At 73.3% G+C, this 19,089-nt stretch carries 14 protein-coding genes and 1 pseudogene; 8 read left to right on the plus strand and 7 right to left on the minus strand.

What is annotated here, in order from left to right; genetic code table 11:
* Positions 1 to 151: 151 nt before the first annotated feature.
* Positions 152 to 1,597, plus strand: coding sequence for a lanthionine synthetase C family protein (locus J7E86_RS15320; protein WP_215082230.1), 1,446 nt, complete (start codon positions 152 to 154; stop codon positions 1,595 to 1,597).
* 217 nt (positions 1,598 to 1,814) lie between these two features.
* On the opposite strand, the gene J7E86_RS15325 is transcribed toward J7E86_RS15320, so the two are convergent.
* Positions 1,815 to 2,306 (minus strand): DinB family protein, encoded by a 492-nt coding sequence (locus tag J7E86_RS15325; protein WP_215082231.1) that lies wholly within the window; start codon positions 2,304 to 2,306, stop codon positions 1,815 to 1,817.
* Positions 2,307 to 2,990: 684 nt separating this feature from the next.
* Between J7E86_RS15325 and J7E86_RS15330 the strand changes: the two genes are divergently transcribed.
* Both J7E86_RS15330 and J7E86_RS15335 read left to right on the plus strand, forming a co-directional pair.
* Positions 2,991 to 3,143, plus strand: coding sequence for a hypothetical protein (locus tag J7E86_RS15330; protein WP_215082232.1), 153 nt, complete (start codon positions 2,991 to 2,993; stop codon positions 3,141 to 3,143).
* Positions 3,144 to 3,447: 304 nt separating this feature from the next.
* A complete protein-coding gene (locus tag J7E86_RS15335) occupies positions 3,448 to 6,195 on the plus strand; it encodes a BTAD domain-containing putative transcriptional regulator (protein ID WP_215082243.1) in 2,748 nt (915 codons plus the stop codon).
* 109 nt (positions 6,196 to 6,304) lie between these two features.
* Here J7E86_RS15335 and J7E86_RS15340 read toward each other — a convergent pair whose 3' ends face one another.
* Entirely contained in the window at positions 6,305 to 7,399 is a 1,095-nt protein-coding gene (locus J7E86_RS15340) for a PP2C family protein-serine/threonine phosphatase (protein WP_215082233.1), read from the minus strand.
* A gap of 205 nt (positions 7,400 to 7,604) precedes the next feature.
* Between J7E86_RS15340 and J7E86_RS15345 the strand changes: the two genes are divergently transcribed.
* Positions 7,605 to 8,426 carry a lipase family protein gene (locus J7E86_RS15345; protein ID WP_308312599.1) on the plus strand — a complete coding sequence of 274 codons (822 nt, stop codon included), beginning with the start codon at positions 7,605 to 7,607 and terminating at the stop codon, positions 8,424 to 8,426.
* Between the two features lie 6 nt (positions 8,427 to 8,432).
* Here the strand turns inward: J7E86_RS15345 and J7E86_RS31635 are convergent, their stop codons facing one another.
* The 3 genes from J7E86_RS31635 to J7E86_RS15355 all read right to left on the minus strand — a co-directional run bounded on the left by J7E86_RS31635 (position 8,433) and on the right by J7E86_RS15355 (position 11,740).
* The gene (locus J7E86_RS31635) at positions 8,433 to 8,561 is read right to left on the minus strand and encodes a hypothetical protein (protein WP_285439701.1); all 129 of its coding nucleotides are present in this window, start codon (positions 8,559 to 8,561) and stop codon (positions 8,433 to 8,435) included.
* Between the two features lie 31 nt (positions 8,562 to 8,592).
* Complete coding sequence (locus tag J7E86_RS15350; RefSeq protein WP_215082235.1) at positions 8,593 to 10,425, minus strand: carbamoyltransferase N-terminal domain-containing protein; 1,833 nt, start codon at positions 10,423 to 10,425, stop codon at positions 8,593 to 8,595.
* A 346-nt stretch (positions 10,426 to 10,771) separates the two neighbouring features.
* Positions 10,772 to 11,740 (minus strand): 2OG-Fe(II) oxygenase, encoded by a 969-nt coding sequence (locus tag J7E86_RS15355; protein ID WP_215082236.1) that lies wholly within the window; start codon positions 11,738 to 11,740, stop codon positions 10,772 to 10,774.
* Positions 11,741 to 12,001: 261 nt separating this feature from the next.
* Here J7E86_RS15355 and J7E86_RS15360 point away from each other — a divergent pair, with 261 nt between their 5' ends.
* A complete protein-coding gene (locus J7E86_RS15360) occupies positions 12,002 to 13,318 on the plus strand; it encodes an esterase family protein (RefSeq protein ID WP_215082237.1) in 1,317 nt (438 codons plus the stop codon).
* A complete protein-coding gene (locus tag J7E86_RS15365; protein WP_215082238.1) occupies positions 13,315 to 15,843 on the plus strand; it encodes a DUF2156 domain-containing protein in 2,529 nt (842 codons plus the stop codon). The genes J7E86_RS15360 and J7E86_RS15365 overlap by 4 nt, the downstream gene beginning before the upstream one ends.
* A 22-nt stretch (positions 15,844 to 15,865) precedes the next feature.
* On the opposite strand, the gene map is transcribed toward J7E86_RS15365, so the two are convergent.
* Entirely contained in the window at positions 15,866 to 16,633 is a 768-nt protein-coding gene (gene map / locus J7E86_RS15370) for a type I methionyl aminopeptidase (protein ID WP_215082239.1), read from the minus strand.
* A 61-nt stretch (positions 16,634 to 16,694) separates the two neighbouring features.
* Between map and J7E86_RS15375 the strand changes: the two genes are divergently transcribed.
* A complete protein-coding gene (locus J7E86_RS15375; protein ID WP_215082240.1) occupies positions 16,695 to 16,988 on the plus strand; it encodes a helix-turn-helix domain-containing protein in 294 nt (97 codons plus the stop codon).
* Positions 16,989 to 17,138: 150 nt separating this feature from the next.
* Positions 17,139 to 17,537 (plus strand): annotated as a pseudogene (locus J7E86_RS15380) (YidB family protein); the annotation flags it as partial.
* A 194-nt stretch (positions 17,538 to 17,731) separates the two neighbouring features.
* Here the strand turns inward: J7E86_RS15380 and J7E86_RS15385 are convergent.
* Positions 17,732 to 19,089 (minus strand): hypothetical protein (locus J7E86_RS15385; protein ID WP_251019181.1); only part of this gene is annotated, 1,358 nt, incomplete at its 5' end.

Here is a 19,089-nt window from a genome sequence, read left to right on the forward strand (position 1 = left end):
CGCCGGGATTGATCGATCATTGATCGATGATTGATCGGACGCCCCTAAGGTCCCTTTCGTGACCAGCCGACCCGCATCGCCTCCGCCCGTGCGCGTACACGACGGTACGGAAGGCCGGGAAGGACGAGCGGCACCGAAAGGGGCAGGGACAGTGCGGCAGGACAGCGACGGCCGGCCCGGGCCGGCGCGCGGAGGAGCGGCCACCCGCACCCGCGCGCACGGCCGGAGGCACCCGGCGCGGCCGGGCGTGGGCGCGGCCCCCGCCGACACCGGCGCGAGCCAGCGGCGACGAGCGGCCGTCCTGTCCGAGGACATCGCGCAACGGCTCGCCGACCCGCGCCAGGTCCGCGAATGGCTGCCCCACCACCGCCACCCCGCCCGCGCCCTCACCCTGGGCGACGGCATGCCCGGCATCGCCCTGCTGCACCTCGAACGCGGCACCGCCGACGGCCACGCCCGGCACACCGCCCACCGCTGGCTGAGCGACGCCGCCGGCCTCGCCCGGACGACACCGGACGACGTGCTGGCCGAGGCCCCCGGCCTCTACCGGGGCGTCCCCGCGCTCTCCTTCGCCCTGACCCGCGCCGCCCTCGTCTCCGGACGCCCGCTCGCGGCCGCCGAACGGCTCGCCGGGCACGTCAGGACCCTCGCCCGCACCCTCGCCGGCCGGCAACGGCGCCGCCGCCCGCAGGACGGCGCGCGCGGGGACAACGGGACGTACGACGTCCTCTCCGGCCTCGCGGGCCTCGGCGCCCACCTCCTGGACCCCCGGGTGCGCGACTGCGACGCGCTCGCCGAGGTCCTCGCCGCGCTCACCGGGCTGACCGCGCCGCTGCGCCTCGACGGCCGTACGCTGCCGGGCTGGTGGACCGGCCGGGACCGCGGGGGCCCCGCCACGGCGGAACCGGGTACCGGCCACGCCGACCCCGGCATGGCACACGGCGCGTCCGGCCCGCTCGCCCTGCTCGCGCTGGCCTGGGAGGCCGGAGCGACCGTCCCCGGACAGGAACACGCCATCCGGACCCTCGCCGCGTGGCTGATGGCCGTACGGCGCCACGACGGCGAGGCCGTCCACTGGCCGAGCACCCTGACACCGGGGCCCGACGGGACCGTCGTCGCCGGCGAGTCCGCGCCCGGCCGCCCGTCCTGGTGCCACGGCACCGTCGGCATCGCCCGGGCCCTGTACCTGGCCGGACGCGCGCTGGACGTCCCCGAGTGGCGCGACACCGCCGTCACCGCCTGGCGGTCCGCCCTCGCCGGCGCCCGGCACACCTACGACGGGCCGGTGGCCGGCCGGCTCGCGGACGCGGGACTGTGCCACGGCTGGAGCGGCGTGCTCCAGGCGACCTGGCGCATGGCCGACGACACCCGGGACGCCGCCCTGCGCGCCCAGCTGCCCTGGCTGGCCGAACGCGTCCTGGACCTCGCCGACATCGACGACCCGTTCGGCCTGGTGCCGCCGCTCGCGCACGGCGGCCTCGCCGCCGACCCGGCCGGCTTCCTCACCGGCGCGGCGGGCGCCGCCCTGGCCCTGCGCACCTTCGCCACCGACACCGCCCCGGCCACGCACTGGGACCGTGCCCTCCTCCTGGCCTGAGCGGGGTCAGCTTGACTTTTAACCTCAAGGGCTCTGCCCCCTCGCTCGGATCAAGCCCGTCGGTTTCCACAACGTCGGCTGTGGGTACGGCGAGAACAACCAGTTGATCCCCGGCTGGCCGTACTCGGTTGTGGCCGCGATGGAGACCGGTCCGCCGATTCGGTGCGTCCAACGACGCCCGTCGTGGTGCCGCCTGGGTGGGATCTGGCGGTCTGGCTCAAGTCCGGCGGGTGGCGCCGGTCTGCTCACGCAGGATGTCGCTGTGGCCGGCGTGGCGGGCGAATTCCTGGATCATGAGCAGGTAGATCCATCGCAGGCTGACGGTGCCGAAAGCAGGGTGTCCTCGGGTGGCGTCGAGGTCGATGTCGGCGGCGATCGTTCGTGCGCGGTTGCTGGCGCGCTCGAATTCGGCGATCACGTCGGCGACCGTTTCGTGGTCGCTGACCACGAAACTGGCCTCGCCCACCATCGCACCGTCGCATTCGGATTCCGGTAAACCCCCCAAGATGTGCTGGAACCACTTCCTTTCTGCGAACGCGGCGTGTTTGACCAGTCCGATCGACGTCGTCATGGACGGGACGAGACGGCGGCGGGACTCTGTTTCAGATAGGCCCCGCACCGTGTCGATCAGTTCGGCCCGGGTGTGGTCAAGCATGTATTCGAGCATCTGACGCTCGGGGCAGTCGGTGATACGAGTCGGGGTGTTCATGTCGTGTGTTTCCTTTCGTGGACAGCGTGGGAGTTCACGGTTCCGGTCGATTGGACTGTCGGTTTCCGGCCGAACGGCCGCATCGAGGCGATGTTGCACAGCTTCGGTGTGGCGGGCGATGACGCCGGACCCAGCGAGCCAACCAGTAGGCGGCGATGACCTCGCTTGCTTGCGGGCGAGTGAGCCGCGTCGATCGGTTCGGTGTCGAACGCGAATCGGTTGCCGACCGGGATTCCTGGCCGAGAGGAATGTTGTCGACGACCGGCATCTGGGCCACCGAGACGACGAGACCGGCTTCTCTCCGAACTTTGCGTCCGGGCTGCCGCAGAGGTCCCGCTGGACTCAACGCTACTTCGCCAGACGACACGAGTCCATCCCGGTAGCCCGACCCCATCCACGGTCGATAATGACAATGAGCGAGCCTGATCGGATCACGCTGCCCGCACCACGCACCGCTGACGCGGCTGACACTCCGTCAATTGCAGGAGCAGTCGTGGGTGTGCGCTGCGGCAGTCTTAAGGCGGACGATCTGGGCGTCACGGGGATCTGGACGGTCGCCACGTTGTTGGAGGGCTTGCAGGCGTCGTTCGAATTCGACGCGGAGGCAGGCGTAGGGCCGGGTGCCGTAAAAGGCGGTGCGATCGGCACCCGCCTCGGCGGCGAGAGTCCGCCAGTGCGAGGTGTGTGACCTCCAGCAGCTCCTCCAGCCGCATGCCGGTGTGCCGGAGCGTCTCGATGATGGCCCAGACCCGGAACGCCTCGTCCTCGTCGCGGGTGACGTCGAACTGCTCCGCCGTGGCCGTGTCCTCGATCAGCACCATCTCCGGCCGGTACTGAAAGCGTCTCTTGGTTCGGTCCTCCCGCGGCTGATGCGGCGATATCGCCGGCAAGGCCCGGACTCCGGTCAGCACAGCGGTCCGGGTTTGGCGGGGAACGGGCCCCGTGGCGTGTGCCGCCCGGGGGAGCCCATGGCCGCGTTACTTCGGGCCGGAACGCTCACGGCCGGCAGCTGCGGCAATGACTGAACCTCGCTCTCGGCGCGAGAGCGTGATCCGCACGTCCTCGCCGGTCGAACCGGCCCCCGAAGCCGCGCCCCCGCACCGGTTACCCTGATGCTTTTGCGCTGGGAGGCATGGGGCAGATGGAATTCCGGTTGCTCGGAGCGGTGTCGGTCGTCACGGAGGCCGGCGTGCTGCCGCTCGGGCCCGCCAAGCGGCGCAGTCTGCTGGCCGCCCTGCTGCTGCGCCCCAATTACCCGGTGCTGGTCGATCAGCTGACGGCCGCTCTGTGGGAACAGGAACCGCCGCCGAGCGCCCGCGGCGTCGTTCAGGGCCATGTGTCGCGGCTGCGGACCCTGCTGATCGGTGCCGACGCCGGCGCGTACGGCGTCGAGTTGGTCACCCAGGGCGCGGCGTACGTCCTGCGGATGCCGCGAGCCCGGCTCGACGCCCACCGCTTCGAGGAACTGGTGGCCCTGGCCCGTGGCCGGCGCGGCCCGGCCGAGGCCGTGGCGATGTACCGGGAGGCGCTGTCGCTGTGGCAGGGGCCCGCGCTGGCCGACGTCTGTCCGAGCCCACCGCTCCGGGCCGCCGCGCACGCGCTGGAGGAGCTCCGGCTGGCTTCCGTGGAACAACTGGCCGCAGCTCACGCCCAGTTGGGCGAATACGCCCAGGCCGCCGCCGTCCTGCACCCCGAGGCGGTCGCCCACCCGCTGCGGGAATCGCTGTGCGCCGCCCTCATGACGGCACTTCACCGGGCGGGCCGTCGGCCGGAGGCACTCGACTGGTTCCACCGCACCCGGCGCCTGCTCGCCGACGAACTGGGGATCGACCCGGGCCGCGAGCTGACGGATGCCTACGCGGTGGCCCTGCACGCGGAGGCCGACGGCGCGGTGGTCGGGACAGCGCCCCTGTCCCGGCGCGCCACGGCGCACGCCACGCCTCTCCCGCCCGTCACCTCGACCGCCTCCCACACCGACGTGGCCGACCTGCTGCCGCGCCCCCCGCGCGGCTTCCACGGGCGGGAGCAGGAGCTCCTCGCCCTGTCCCGGGCCGCCGAGGGCGAGGCGCCCGTCTGCCTGGTCACCGGGCCCGCAGGGGTCGGGAAGACCGCACTGGTGGTGCAGTGGGCCCACCGCGAGCGCGCCGCTTTCCCCGGCGGCCGGCTCTACGCCGACCTGCGCGGCTTCGGCGATACGGGCGAGCCGACCCTCGCCGAGGTACTGCGCGAGTTCCTGCCGGCCCTGGGGGTCACGCCGAGCCGGATGCCGGAGTCCGCGAACGGCGCGGCCGCGCTGTTCAGATCGCTCGCCGCCGACCGGGAGCTCCTCGTCGTACTGGACAACGCGCGCGACTCCGAGCAGGTCAGACCGCTCCTGCCGGGCGGTCCCCGTTGCGTCACCGTCGTGACCAGCCGGAACCGGATGTCCGGGCTGATCGTCACCGACGCCGCCCGGCCCGTTCCCGTGGACGTCCTCACGCCCGAGGACGGCACGGCACTTCTCGCCGGGGTGCTCGGCGAGGAACGGGTGCGCGCGGAGCCGGTGGCCGCGCGACGGCTGGCCGAGCTGTGCGGAGGACTGCCCCTCGCGCTGCGGGTGGCGGCCGCCAGGCTGGCGGACCGGCCGGACCGTACGGTGAGCGCGATGAACGCCGACATGCTCGACTCGACCCGTCGGCTGAACCTGCTGGACATCGAGGACACCGGCATACGCGTGGCCCTGCGACTGACCGTTCGGCAGCTCCCCGAGCACGTCGTCCGGCACTTCGCCTGCCTCGGCCGCCACCCCGGTACGCACTTCGACCGGTACGCGACGGCAGCCCTGACACAAACGGACCCGGTCACAGCGGAGGCCACGCTGGAACGACTGGTCGCCTCGCACCTCGTCACGGAAACCGCGCCAGGACGCTGGACCCTGCACGATCTCGTACGGCTCTACGCGCGTGGCCTGGACGCCGGGCCCGATGCCCTCACCCGCGTGCTCGACCACTACATCGCCACCGCCCTCGCAGCGGTGAGCGTGGCCGAACCCGGCAACGAGACCTGCGTCCCGCTGCCGCCGGACTTCCACGCGCCCACGGCCGTCAGGACGTTCACGGCCCGGGACGACGCCATGGCCTGGTACACGGCCGAGCGGGACGACCTCATGCTGGCGGCGGCCGCCGCGAACACGGCCCATCTGCACAGCAGGACCTGGCGGCTCGTCATGCTGTTGTGGCCACTCATGGCGCGGTGGGTACTGGACGACTGGATCCCCCTCCTGGAGATCGCGCTGAAGGCGGCACGCGCCGAGGCCGATCCGGCCGCCGAGTCGCGGGTGCGGGCCCTGCTCGGCTGGGTACTGACCGAGGAGGGGCGCAGCGACGAGGCGCTGACGTGTGCGGAGCCCGCCCCCGCGCTCTCCGCTCGGGCAGGCGACCTGCGCGGCGAGGCGACCGCCCTGGTCGTCCTGTCCTGGGCGCAGTCCGCGCTGGGAAACCCCGACGAGGCCGCGGAGGGATGTGCGCGGGCGGTGGAACTGGCCCGCATGGCCGACGACCGGTACACCGAACGACTGGCCCTGTACCACCTCGCCCGCTACCGGCTGGACAGCGGGCAATGGCAGTCGGCCCTCGACACGGCGACCGAGGCTCTCACCTTCGAGGACCTCCCCGGCACCGTGGTCGCGTCCCGGGTGCTGCTGCTTACGACCACGGGAGAGGCGCTGCTGGGGCTCGGGGACGAGACCGAGGCCATCCGGCGGCTCGGCATGGCCGCCCGGGAGGCGGAGACCTCCGGCTACGACGACGGGGCGGTACGGGCGCTCGGCGTACTGCTGCGGGTATCGGCGGACGCGGGGCTCCGCGCTCGGTACGACGCGGCGCTCGCGCGACTCACGACGCGGACGTGATCCGCCCCGGCGGGGCTTTTCCCGCCCGTAGCCGGTGTTCCCGGCGGACCGCCGCCGGCGCACCCTCGCCACCCACGGGGACCGCGCCCTCCTGCCGGCCCGAGCCGGGTCAGTGCTCCCGGCGGACCGCCAGCAGCGCCGCGTCGTCGGAGAGTTCACCGCCCGCGTACGCCAGCAGGTCGGCCACGACCTGGTCCAGCAGCGCGCCGGGAGCCGTCTCCGTCATCGCCGCCAGCCGCTCGGACAGCGGATAGAACTCTCCCGCCGCGTCCCGCGCCTCGGTCACCCCGTCGGTGTACAGCAGCAGGAGGTCGCCCCGCTCGAAGGCGAAGGCGCGCCGGTGGTAGGTGCCGCCCGTCAGTTCCAGCAGCGCCAGCGGTGGCTCCGGGACGGGCGACGCCACCTCGGTCACCCGGCCGTCGTGCCGCACCAGCGGCGGCAGGTGACCGCAGTTGACCATCTCGGCCGGGCCGCCGGACGCCGGCACCCCGATCAGGACGGCGGTCACGAACTCCTCCCGCGGCCGGCGCCGGAGCATGGCCGCGTCGAGCCGGCCGGCCACCACGGCCAGGTCGGCCTCGACCTGGGCGGCCTCCCGGAACGTACCCAGCACGTCGGCCGCCGTCTCGATGGCCGCCAGGCCCTTGCCCCGCACATCACCCACCAGCAGCCGCGTCCCGAACGGGGTGGCCAGCGCCTCGTACAGGTCACCGCCCACCCGTGCCTCCGCCGCCGCGGCCAGATACCGCACCGCCGTCCGCAGCCCGTCGCACTTCTCCGGCGGCGGGCGCAGCAGCGTCGCCTGCGCCGCCTCGGCCACGGAGCGGGACTGCAGCAGCTCCCGCTCCCGCGTCGCGACCAGCACGACGCTGGCGGTGCAGATGCAGGTGACGGCCAGCACCGTCAAGCCCGACGTCAGATGGACCGCGAGCGGGACCCCGGTGTCGGACAGCGCCAGCAGCGGGACGATCACCAAGGTGGCGGCCAGCCCGGCCGCCAGCGGGACGCGCGCCCGCCGGGTGCCGATGCCGGCGAGCACCGGCGCGGTCGCGAGCACGGGCGACAGCGTCGTCTCCGGGTCCGACGCGATGTCCGCGACGACGGCGAGCACCAGCAGCGCGTACGCGGCCACGACGAGCCGGAACGCGAGACGGGGGAGACGGGGTGCCTTGGCCGGGCCGTTCCCGACGAGGTCGTACGACATGATTGCCGCCCACCATAAGGACATCCGGCCGGTGCGCCGCCGCGACAGGGCCCGCAGCGCGCGCACCCCGGGCCTCCGCGTGGCCCGAACGGGTGACGCCGTGGCAGGTCTCCCAGGGAGCGCGGCCGGCAGCGGATATCACGGGGGCGAGTGCCGCCCCCCGCGGCTTCCCCCGAGACCCAGCTGCGAGACGAGGAGTCCACCGGTGACCACCGTTCCGGCGATCGACCATCGCGCCACCGGCTACAGCCCGGCCCACGCCTACTGGCTGGCCCGTGCGGCGGACCTCGCGTACAAGGACGAGAGCACCATCGCGGCGGAGGTCGGACGGTGGGGTTTCGGCCGGGTGCGGCACCATCGCACGACGTTCCGGCCGCCGTTCCCCCTGGAGGACACCCAGGCGTACACGATGGCCGGCGACCACATGATCATCACCGCGTTCCGGGGCACGGAGCCCGCGCAGATCCGCGACTGGCTCTCGGACGCCACCACCCCGCCCTGGCCCGGCCCCGCGAACAAGGGCTTCGTCCACTACGGCTTCGGCGAGGCCCTGGAATCGGTCTTCCCCGAGGTGAAGAAGACCCTCGCGGAGTTCCGCGACAACGGTCAGACGGTGTGGTTCACCGGCCACAGCCTCGGCGGCGCCCTGGCGATGCTGGCCGGCGCCCGGCTGTACTTCGAGGACCCTAACCTGCTCGCCGACGGCGTCTACACCTTCGGCCAGCCCCGCACCTGCGACCTCACCCTGGCCGGGGCATGCGACAAGGCGTTCACCCGGCGCACCTACCGCTTCGTCAACAACAACGACATCGTCGCCCAGCTGCCGCCCGAGCCGGTCTACCACCACGTCCAGACGCTCCGGTACATCGACTCCGGCGGCAAGGTCCACGACTCCATGCCGCTCCTGGGCGGCCTGGCCGACCGCGCCAAGGGCCTGACCGCCGACGCCTTCGCGCCCGCGAGCGACGCCGTGCGGGACCACTCGATGAAGAAGTACCTCGCCGCCCTGGAGAAGAACCTCTCCTGACGGATCTCAGACGAAATACGTCGTCGCCTTCGGGGCCCAGCGGCGGCTCAGAGGGTCCCGGACGCGGCGGGCGCACCAGCCCCACGGCGTCATGGCCAGGTAGTAGACGGCGGCGATCAGTGTTCTTCGCGGCACGGCAGAGCACCTCCCGGGTCGGTTTCGTCCGTCAGTCCACCGGCACGCCCCCGCGTGCGTCCCGCCGCCCGCGCCACGGGGGCTGCTCCTCCTTGCGCAGCAGGAACCCGCCGAGCGCGAGCAGGTCGATGCCGGTGCGCCGGAAACACGCGTACGCCTCGCGGGGCGTGTTGACGACCGGCTCACCCCGCACGGCGAACGACGTGTTCACCAGCACGGGACATCCCGTCAGCTCCTTGAACGCCAGCAGCAGCCGGCGCAGCGCCGGGTGGCGGGCGTCCACGGTCTGCACGCGCGCGGAGCCGTCGACGTGCGTCACCGCCGGCACGGTGGAGCGCTGCACCCGCAGCAGCTCCAGGCCGGCGGTCTCCTTGGGTACGTACACGGGCAGGCGCTGCGCGGCCGCGACCTGCCCGGTGATCAGCATGTACGGGCTGTCCTGCCGCAGGTCGAACCAGTCCTTCGCCTCCTCGGCCAGCACCGCCGGGGCGAACGGGCGCAACGATGCGCCCAGTCTCGTCCGCAGGCTCAGGACGGACCGGATGCCCGGGTCGCGCGCGTCGGCGAGGATCGACCGGGAACCCAGCGCCCGCGGCCCGAACTCCATCCGGCCCTGGAACCACCCCACCAGCTTCCGGTCGTCCAGCGCCTCGGCCACCCGGCGCGCGAGCGCCTCCGGTCCCAGCCGCTCGTACGGCAGGCCCTCGCCGTCCAGGTAGGCGCCGATCTCCTCGTCCGTGTACTCCGGGCCCAGCAGCGCGCCCGTCATGGCGTCCCGCCCGGCGGCCACGTGCGACCGCGGCGCGCCCCGCTCGTGGGCCACCGCGAGCGCCGCGCCCAGCGCGGCCCCGGCGTCACCGGCCGCCGGCTGGACCCACAAGGCGTCCACCCCCGCCTCCTCCAGGATCCGGGCGTTCGCCGCGCAGTTGAGCGCCACGTCCCCGGCGAGGCACAGCCGCGGCTCCCCGGTCAGCCGCCGGGCCGTCCGCGCGAGCCGGACCACCACCTCCTCGGTCACCTTCTGGACGGACGCCGCCAGGTCCGCCTCGCGCGCGGTGAGCGGTGCCCGGGACTGCCGGCGCGGGCCTCCGAGGAGCTGCTCGAAGTCGGGGCCGATCAGCTCCCTGCCGCGTGCGTACGCGAACCACCGCAGGTCGAGCCGGAAGGAGCCGTCGTCCTTGATGTCGATCAGCCGCTCGCGGATCAGCCGGGCGAACCGCGGCGTGCCGTGGGGCGCGAGGCCCATGAGCCGGTGCTCGCCCGAGCCGGCCGTGAAGCCGCAGAAGTGGGTGAACGCGGAGTACAGCAACCCCAGCGAATGCGGATAGCGCAGCTCGGCGAGGAGGCGCAGGCGGGTGCCGGAGCCGTGCCAGACGGTGGTCGTCGCCCACTCGCCGACGCCGTCGACGCACAGCACGGCGGCGGACTCGTACGGACCGGCGAAGAACGCGGAGGCGGCGTGGGACTCGTGATGGCGCCGGGCCACCACCTCCGGCACCGGGCCCGCCGCCGGGCCGGCGAGGTGGTCCCGCACGGTCCGGGTGGCGGTCCGCTTCCGGTCCAGCCACGCGGGCAGGTCCTCCCGGAACGACGTGAAGCCGTACGGCGCGGAGCCCGCCCAGGTGGCTCTCACCCGCCGGAACTTCAGCTCCGGGTCCTCGAAGTAGGCCACCGCCGTCAGGTCCGCGAGGTCCGCCCCGGCCGAGCGCAGGCAGAAGTCGACGGCCTGCCGGGGGAACGACGGGTCGTGGCGCCGGCGGCTGAATCGCTCCTCCTGGGCCGCCGCGACCGGCACGCCGTCGGCGACGAGCGCTGCCGCGCTGTCGGGGGAGAAGGCCGAGAGGCCCAGGACCAGCTGCGTCACGCCCGTGCTCCTTCTGGATCCGGTGCGCCGACAGGGTCAGGCGTCGATACCCGGCCAGCGAACCACGGTCCGGGGATGGCGAGAAACAGCCCTTCCGGCCACTTTTTTCAGGCCCTCATACGTGATCCATCCCGATGGGATAATCCCAGTAATAGCGCTGCCTGATTTCTTGCGCACATGAGGGGCGAGGGAATTCCCCGAGCGGCCGGCCGTCCCATCAGGTGACATCGCCGAGAGTGGCGCGACGGCCCGAGCGCGGGCCGCGCGCCACGGCCTCACCGAACGTCAGGGAACGCGGGCGCCGGGCGGCCCGTACCGGCAATCGATCGGTGGCGAGCTCCCGCCCCTACGGGCGCCGGGTGAGGTCGTCCCAGGTGACGGCCGGGCTGCCGGCCCGCAGGGCGAAGTCCACGGCCGGGTTCCGCGCCGGCCACTTCAGCCGCAGCCAGCAGGGGATCGTCGCGGTAATCCCGTCGTCACCCGCCAGGTGCCAGAACGTATTGGAGTCCTGCCGCGCGAAATACGGGCAGAAGAACGAGATGACCAGAGTGACGCGTCGCCCCTTCGTGACGGGCGTGACCGCGTGGAAGATACGGCTGCCGTGGAGGAACAGCGCGGCCCCGCGTTCCCCGCACGGCGCCTCGCGGATCCGGGGGTCGTCCCGCGTGGCACCCGGGAATGCGTCCGTACGCCCCTGGAAATACGTGAACCGGCCGCCCTCGTAGTCCTCGTAACCGCTCAGCTGGATCGTGAACACGTAGTCCATGCCGTCGCGGTGCCACCGCACGATTTCCGGCTGCCCCTGCCCGTCGCTGTAATTGATCTGGGCCGTGGGGAGCCGGAGCGGATGCGGGATCAGAGGGACGCCGACGAGCCGGGAGCACGTGAGCAGGAACGTCCGGTCGCGCATCATGTTGTTGATGAACGGCGACACCAGATCGGCGCCGCGCAGCCGCCGCGTCGCGATGAACCGGCTGTGTCCGGCGGCCCCTTCGAGTGCCTCGCACACCTCGGTGAGGTGCGCCAGCCCCTCCTCGGTGAGGATCCGCAGCGGCCCCACGACGGCCGTGTCGTCCACCTGGCCCCGCCAGCCGCTGAGTTCGCCCGTGCCGTAGCCGAACTCCCGCAGTGACACGCGCGGTCCGCCGGCGTCCCGGGCGACGAACTCGCTCCGCCAGGGCGGCTCCACGGGCAGTTCCGGGCCCCGCCGCGGCGTACGGGCCCGCACCGCGTGCGCGAGCTGCTGGAATCCGGTCGGGGTTCTCGGGAGGTCGAGCACGCTCGCCTTGTCGCCGCGCGCCGGGGCCGTGTGCATGAGGGGCATCTCCTTCGATGGAGAACGCTTCAGCCGACCGTCGAGTTTTTAGTCCCGGCACCCGGCTGCCACAAGATGCGGATCCCGCCAGCGGGTCTTTCCCCACCGCCGTTCCAGGTTGCCGGATATCTGCCTCTATGTAGCATTTCCAGGGAACGGGTAGATGGTGTGTTCAAGTCCACCCGGCTCCACGCGCGGGGCCGTAGCTCAAGGCAGAGCGACCCGTTCCCCTTATCTCCCCACACGGACGTGGTGCGACGGATGCGGATCGCGGCGGGCCCGCTGGAGTGGTCCCTGGTGAGCGGATGGATTCCGCTCACCGTTCTCGTCGTGGGGCTGTGCGCGCTGGCCGCGCTGCTCTTCTCCCGCCGGCGGACCTGGTGGACCCGCTGGGGGCCGGCCGCCCTCCTCCTGGCGGCGGTCCTCACCTGGCTGTTGCGGACGGCCGTGGACGACTGGCTCCAGCCCTTCCCCGACCCCCTGCCGACCGCCGTCGTCCTCTGGGCCGGCGTCGCCGTCCTCGGCGTGTGCCTGGCGATCTTCCGAATGCCGACGCTCCACTGGAAGGGCAGGGCCGTCGCCGTCCTCGCCGCCCTCCTCGTGGTCCTCCTGGGTGCCTCACAGATCAACCGCCACTTCGACCAGTACCCCACCCTGCGCACCGCTCTGAATTCCTGGCTCATGAAGACCACCCGCCTCAGCGACGCCACCGGCCGCAGCGAGCCCGTGCTGCGCGTACCGCCGGGCAAGGCGATCTCCGACGTGTGGAGGCCCCCGGCGGACCTGCCCGCCGACGGCACCCTCTCCCGGACCCCGATCCCCGGTGCCAGGTCCGGCTTCAAGGCCCGCGACGCCTACGTCTATCTGCCCCCCGCCTACCGGGTGACCCCCCGCCCCCTCCTCCCGGTCGTCGTACTCATGGCCGGGCAGCCCGGATCCCCCGAGGACTGGATCAACTCCGGCCGGCTGGTCGACATGATGAACGCCTTCGCCACCGCACACCGGGGACTCGCCCCCGTCGTGGTCGTCGTCGACCCCATCGGCTCCCAGTTCGCCAACACCCTCTGCCTGGACTCCCGGCTCGGCCAGGTCCAGACCTACCTCGCCACCGACGTGCCCGACTGGATCCGCGCCCACCTCCAGGTCGCGGGCGCCCGCGCCGCCTGGGCCGTGTCCGGCATCTCCTTCGGCGGCACCTGCTCCCTCCAGCTCGGCGTCAACGCGCCGCAGGTCTACGGCGTCGTCAACGACGTCTCCGGCCAGGAGGCCCCCACCCTCGGCAGCCGACAGAAGACCATCGACAAGGCGTTCGGCGGCGACGCGGCGGCCTTCACGAAGGTCAACCCCCTCGACGTCATGGCCCGGCAGCGCTTCCCCGACACCAAGGCCGCCTTCGTCGCGGGCAGCGGCGACAGCACCTACCGCCCCCAGCAGCGCAAGGTCTACGAAGCCGCGCTCAAGGCCGGGATGCATGCCGAGTGGGTCGAACTCCCCGGCGGCCACAGCTGGCAGGTCTGGCGCCCCGGCCTGGAGCGGCAACTGCCCTGGATCTCCCGCGAGACGGGGCTGCTCCCATGACCGGCACCACACCCCCTCCACCCGCACCCACCCCCGGCGACAGCCGCCACACCTGGCGCGTCACCCTCGACCGGATCCTCGCCCCCGTCCGCCACGCCCCCTTCACCCTCGCCTTCCTCGCCGTCCTGTGGATCGTCGGCGCGGTCACCGGAAGCCTCGGCGACGGCCCTGGCCGGCACCGGCTCGACCGGGTCGGCGTCGGCGTGACCTCGCTCGCCGAGGGCCGCTGGTGGACCCCGGTCAGCTCCCTCCTGTGGTGCCCCGGCATCGGCGGCTACCTCGGCGCCACGGTGATCGTGCTGCTGCTGGTCACCCCCGCCGAGCGGCGGCTGGGCGTCGCCCGCACCGCCGGCCTGCTGCTCGCCGGCCAGGTCCTGGGCACCCTCCTGGGCGTCGCCGCCGTCGAGCTCGGCTCCCTCGCGGGGGAGTGGTGGCTCGACAGCCTCGCCGACGACCTCGCGGTGTCCCCGAGCGTGGGCGCGCTCGCCGTCGGCGCGGTGCTCAGCTACCGCCTCACCGCCCTGTGGCGCCGCCGCACCCGGCTCGCCATCGTCGCCTTCGCCCTGGTGATGGCCCTGTACGTCGGCCATCTCCAGGGCGTCCTGCGGCTCGGCGGCGCGGTCGCCGGCCTCGCCGTCGGCGCCGCCCTGTACCACCGCACCTGGCCCCCGCGCCTGCGCCACTCCTCGCACACCGAGGCCCGCGTGCTCGTCGCCCTCGTCGTGGCCGCCTCCGCGATCGGACCCATGGTCGCCATCCTCTACAAGGAGGCGTACGGCCCCTTCAACTCCTTCGACAACCTCTACGTCTCCATCCGGCCCTCCGCGAGGGAGATCGCCGACGCCTGCGCCGCGTCCGCGAGCGACTGCCACTACGTCCACGCCATCCGCGACTTCTACGACTCACCGGCCACCGTCATGGCCGTCCTGATCCCCGTCCTCCTGCTCGTCCTCGCCGAAGGGCTGCGCCGCGGCCTGCGGATGGCCTGGGGCGTGGCGGTGGTCGTACACCTGGCCTGGATCGCCCTGTTCGCCTACTGGCTGCACGACTTCCTCACCCACCCCAAGGCGTGGGGCGCCGCGGCCGCCGAGGAGGCGGGGTACGTCCAGGCGTTCGCCGAGCAGACGCTGCTGCCCGTGCTGGTCCTGGTGCTGCTCGTCGTCACCCGCGCCCGCTTCGACCTGCGGCTGCCCCGGCCGGCCGCGCGCAAGCTCACGGCCGTGGTCGGCGGCGCCCTCCTGCTGGCCTGCGCCGCGTACGTGGGCATCGGCTACGCCGTACGCGACCAGTACGACCCCGAGGCGACCCCCGGCCTGCTCCTCGGCGGCCTGGCCTCGGAGTTCCTGCCGCCCGCCTTCCTCGACGCCTTCACCGACTCGCCCGTGCCCGCCGGCGGCACCGCGCTGGCGCTGTACCGCTACTGCGGCCTGTTCTTCTGGATCGTCACGCTGGCCGCGCTGCTCGTCACCTTCCGGCGGACCCGGCTGCACACGGACGCCGACGCGGCCGTACGGGCCCGGGACCTGCTCGTCGCGCACGGCGGCTCGACGCTGTCCCACCTGACCACCTGGGACGGCAATTTCTACTGGTTCTCCGGCGACGGCCGGGCCGCCGTCGCCTACCGGGTCATCGCCACCGTGGCCCTGACGACCGGCGAACCCTTCGGCGCCCCCGACGCCCGCGCGGACGCCGTCGCCGGCTTCGCCCGCCACTGCGACCAGCGCGGCTGGACGCCCTGCTTCTACAGCGTCGGCGCCGGCGTCCGCGAGGCCGCGGAACGGCTGGGCTGGCGGTCCGTACAGGTCGCCGAGGACACCGTCGTCCCCCTGCCCGACCTCGCCTTCACGGGCAAGAAATGGCAGGACGTCCGCACCGCGCTGAACAAGGCCAAGAAGGAGGGCATCACCGCCGAGTGGTGGTCCTACCCCGACGCCCCCGTCGCCCTCACCGACCAGGTGCGCTCGATCTCCGAGGAGTGGGTCGCCGACAAGGGGCTGCCGGAGATGGGCTTCACCCTCGGCGGCCTGGCCGAACTCGACGACCCGGCGGTGCGCTGCCTGCTCGCCGTCGACGCCGACCGCACCGTGCACGGCATCACCAGCTGGATGCCGGTGTACGAGAACGGCGAACCGGTCGGCTGGACGCTGGACTTCATGCGGCGCAGGGCGAGCGGCTTCCGCGGGTCCATGGAGTTCCTGATCGCCTCGGCCGCCCTCGGCTTCCAGGAGGAGGGCGCCCGGTTCATCAGCCTCTCCGGCGCCCCGCTCGCCCGCAAGGCCACCGAGGAACCGCCCGCCGCGCTCCAGCGGCTCCTGGACTACGGCGGGAAGGTCCTCGAACCCGTCTACGGCTTCCGCTCGCTCCTCAACTTCAAGGCCAAGTTCCAGCCGCAGTACCGCCCCCTGTACATGGCCTATCCGGACCCGGCGGCCCTGCCCGCCATCACCCGGGCCATCGGCAAGGCGTACCTGCCGCACGTGACACCGGCGCAGGGCGTACGGCTGATGCGGCAGTTCTCCTCCTGACCCGGCGTGGGACCGGACACCTCTACGGCAGCGTCAGGATGCGCGGCCCGTCCTCCGTCACGGCGACCGTGTGCTCGATGTGCGCGGCCCGGCTGCCGTCGGTGGTGCGCAGCGTCCAGCCGTCGGGGTCCGTGCGGTAGTCGTCGCGGCCACCGGCCATGAGCATCGGTTCTATGGCGAGGACCAGACCGTGCCGCAGCGGCAGCCCCCGGCGGGGCCGGCCGCGGTTGGGCACGGAGGGATCCTCGTGCATCGCGCGGCCGATGCCGTGCCCGCCGAAGTCGGCCGGCGTGCCGCACCGGGCCGCGCGGACGACGCGGCCGATGGCGTGCGAGATGTCGCCGATGCGATTGCCGACGGTGGCCGCGGCGATGCCCGCTTCCAGGGCCGACCGCGTGGCCTCGATCAGCTCGGTGTCGGCGGCGCGGGGCGCGCCCACCGTGAAGCTGATCGCCGCGTCACCGGCCCAGCCGTCGAGCTGTGCCCCGCAGTCGACGCTGACCAGGTCGCCGTCGCGCAGGCGATAGCCGTTGGGGATGCCGTGGACGACCGCGTCGTTGACCGACGCGCAGATCACCGCCGGAAAGGGGGTCGGCGCGAAGGACGGCCGGTAGCCGAGGAACGGTGAGGTCGCCCCGGCTTCGTCCAGTACGGCGCGGGCCGCTTCGTCCAGCTCCCGCAGGCCGACGCCCACGCCCGCCGCCTCGCGGGCGGCCGCGAGCGCGCGGGCCACCACCCGGCCGGCCTCGCGCATCGCCTCCAGCTCCGCGTCCGTCTTGATCTCCACCATGTCCGTCGACTCCCGTGACGCTCGTTGAACCAATACTTATACCGGTATTAGTATCACGGGCATGGTGAGAACTCCTTTGACTCCGTGGGAACACCGACGCGGCGAGGTCTTCGGTCTGCTGCTCCGTCAGGCACGCGGCGAACGCAGCATGGTGGAGATCGCCGCGGCGGCCGGCCTGTCCGCCGAGACCCTCCGCAAGATCGAGACCGGCCGTGCGCCGACCCCCGCCTTCTTCACCGTGGCGGCCCTGGCCGCCGTGCTCGGCCTGCCCCTGGACGAACTGGCCGCGGCCGCCATCGCGGGCGCCGGCCCGGACCTCGCGGAGCCCGGGCACACCATCGCGATGGCCGGCTGAGGCCCGGGGCGATCCCGGCGGCGGGCGGGCCGCAGATGTCCGGGTGAACATGGGCCCGCCGCCGACGTGGCCCGGCCCGCCGGGGGTAGGAGTGAGGGGGTGTCATCGGTCGGATGACGGCCGCGCCCTGCCGCCGCGTCCGGCCCGCGTCCAGGAAAGGCAGGAGACATGGCGGACAACGACCTCGGACGGCTGCTCGGAGGACTGCTCGGCGATCGGGCACACCTCTTCGGCACCCTCCTCGGCACGCTCGGCAGCGACGGGGGCAGCAATCAGCTGTCCGGGCTGCTCAATCAGCTCCGCGAGGGCGGCCTCGGCGGAAAGGTCGAGAGCTGGGTGGGCAAGGGCGCGAACGAGTCCGTCAGCGGCCCCGAGGTCGCGCAGGCCCTGCCCGTCCAGGCCCTCGACCGTGTCGCGCAGCAGGAGGGCGTCACTCCGGAGCAGGCCGCCGACCGGATCGCCGACGCCCTGCCCGGGGTCGTCGACAGGCTCACCCCGAACGGCGAGGTGCCCCAGGGCTCACTGGACGACGTCATCAAGGGGCAGTAGGGCGGGAGCGCCCGCCACGAAGGCGGCGCGGCGCGCGCACGGCTGCTCGGGACCGACACCCTCTCCTGGCCGTCAAGCCCTGACACGCCCGCCCGGCCCCGGACACGGCTGCGCCGGGACGGCACACGGAGAGCCACCCCTGGTGGGGGAGTCCTCCGGGCCGCCCCGGCGCGTCCGTATCGCCGTCGCGGTCGTCAGCCGCGGCGCTTCCCCGGGGTCGAGACCGCGCCCGAGCCCTCCGCGAGCTTCCACTCGCGGTGCAGGGAACCGAGCGGAATGGGCTTCTGGAAGATCGGCGTGTCGAAGATCTTCAGCTGGACCTGGAGGGCCCCGCTCAGATCGAAGCCGCCGTAAGCCTTCCACTGGCCGGACACGGAGGCGCTGCCGTCGGTCGCGCCGGTGGCTTGGGCTTCCCCCTCCGCCCGCAGGTACGGGGCGAGGTCGGCGTTCACGCCGACGGTTCCGTACAGCCCGAGGCTCGCCTCGGCGCCGAGGGCGGCCTTCACCTTGCCCGTCGCCGTCACCGTCGCCCGGGGCGAGGTGGCCGACAGCGTGGAGGTGTTGACCGCTGTCCAGCCCTTGGCGTGGGTGTAGTCGCCGCCGACGCGGAACCCACCCTTGAGGTCCTGCTTGATGTCGACGTTCACGCGTCCGTCCGCGTCCACCTGGAGGTAGCACGTCAGGCCGACGTTGACGACGACCGGCACCGGCCCGACCTGGATGACGGGCGCGGCCTTGAGCTTGGCGAAGGGCACCCGCAGCGGCTTGCCCTCCGTGGTCGCGGCGGCCTGGCCCTTGAACTCCCAGCCGGACGTCCAGTCGCCGGACAGCGACAGGGACGCGGCCCCGGGCGCGCCGAAGCCGGCCCCTCCCCGCCCGTCGTACGAGAAGTCGACCTCGGGAGCCAGCTGGACGAACCCGGAGGCCGACGCGGCGGCGGACACCGGAGCGTCCTTCGCGGTGGCGACCGAGGTGCCCACGTCGATGCGGAGGCTGCCCATCGGCACCTTCGCGCCGTGGGGGCCGAAGCGCACGTCGCCGGTCTTGGCCCACGACACCTTCGTGCCCTGGACGAGCGGTTCGACCGTGACGGCGGACGGGTCGACGGGCACCCGGCCGTCGGCCTTGGAGTCGCCGAGCAGCGCACCGAGGGTGGCCGGGGCCGTGTCGACCTCGGTGCCCTTCTCGGTCTTGCCCCGCACCTGGGTGACCTTGGCCAGGACGCCGTCGGGAGCGCCGGGCGTCGGCGCGCTGGCGATGATGTCACCGACGGCCACCGGGGCGTTCCGCTCCTTCGCCCCCGCGCCGGTGGCGGGGGAGGACGGAGCGGTGGGGTGCGCGAGCGAGGGCTTCCCGGACGCCCGCGCGGCCCCGGAGATGACGGCCCGTCCGCTGTGACGGTCGTAGGAGGCGACCTTCAGCGAGGACTTCTCCGCCTGCCGACCGCCACCGGCCGGGTGTGCCACGGCACTCGGCGCGGCCGCGCCATCGGGAGCCGCCTTGACGGCGAGCTGCTGGGCCGCCGCCGCGGGCGGCGTGGCGGCCGCCGGCT

It is taken from the genome of Streptomyces sp. ISL-11 (assembly GCF_018614525.1).
GTDB lineage: Bacteria > Actinomycetota > Actinomycetes > Streptomycetales > Streptomycetaceae > Streptomyces.

What these genes read in the sequence shown, in the direction of transcription:
- J7E86_RS15365 (WP_215082238.1), top strand. Translation starts at nt 13,315, where the DNA reads ATGACCGGCACCACACCCCCTCCACCCGCACCCACCCCCGGCGACAGC.
- J7E86_RS15355 (WP_215082236.1), bottom strand. Translation starts at nt 11,740, where the DNA reads ATGCACACGGCCCCGGCGCGCGGCGACAAGGCGAGCGTGCTCGACCTC.
- J7E86_RS15360 (WP_215082237.1), top strand. Translation starts at nt 12,002, where the DNA reads ATGCGGATCGCGGCGGGCCCGCTGGAGTGGTCCCTGGTGAGCGGATGG.
- map (WP_215082239.1), bottom strand. Translation starts at nt 16,633, where the DNA reads ATGGTGGAGATCAAGACGGACGCGGAGCTGGAGGCGATGCGCGAGGCC.
- J7E86_RS15325 (WP_215082231.1), bottom strand. Translation starts at nt 2,306, where the DNA reads ATGAACACCCCGACTCGTATCACCGACTGCCCCGAGCGTCAGATGCTC.
- J7E86_RS15375 (WP_215082240.1), top strand. Translation starts at nt 16,695, where the DNA reads ATGGTGAGAACTCCTTTGACTCCGTGGGAACACCGACGCGGCGAGGTC.
- J7E86_RS15340 (WP_215082233.1), bottom strand. Translation starts at nt 7,399, where the DNA reads ATGTCGTACGACCTCGTCGGGAACGGCCCGGCCAAGGCACCCCGTCTC.
- J7E86_RS15335 (WP_215082243.1), top strand. Translation starts at nt 3,448, where the DNA reads ATGGAATTCCGGTTGCTCGGAGCGGTGTCGGTCGTCACGGAGGCCGGC.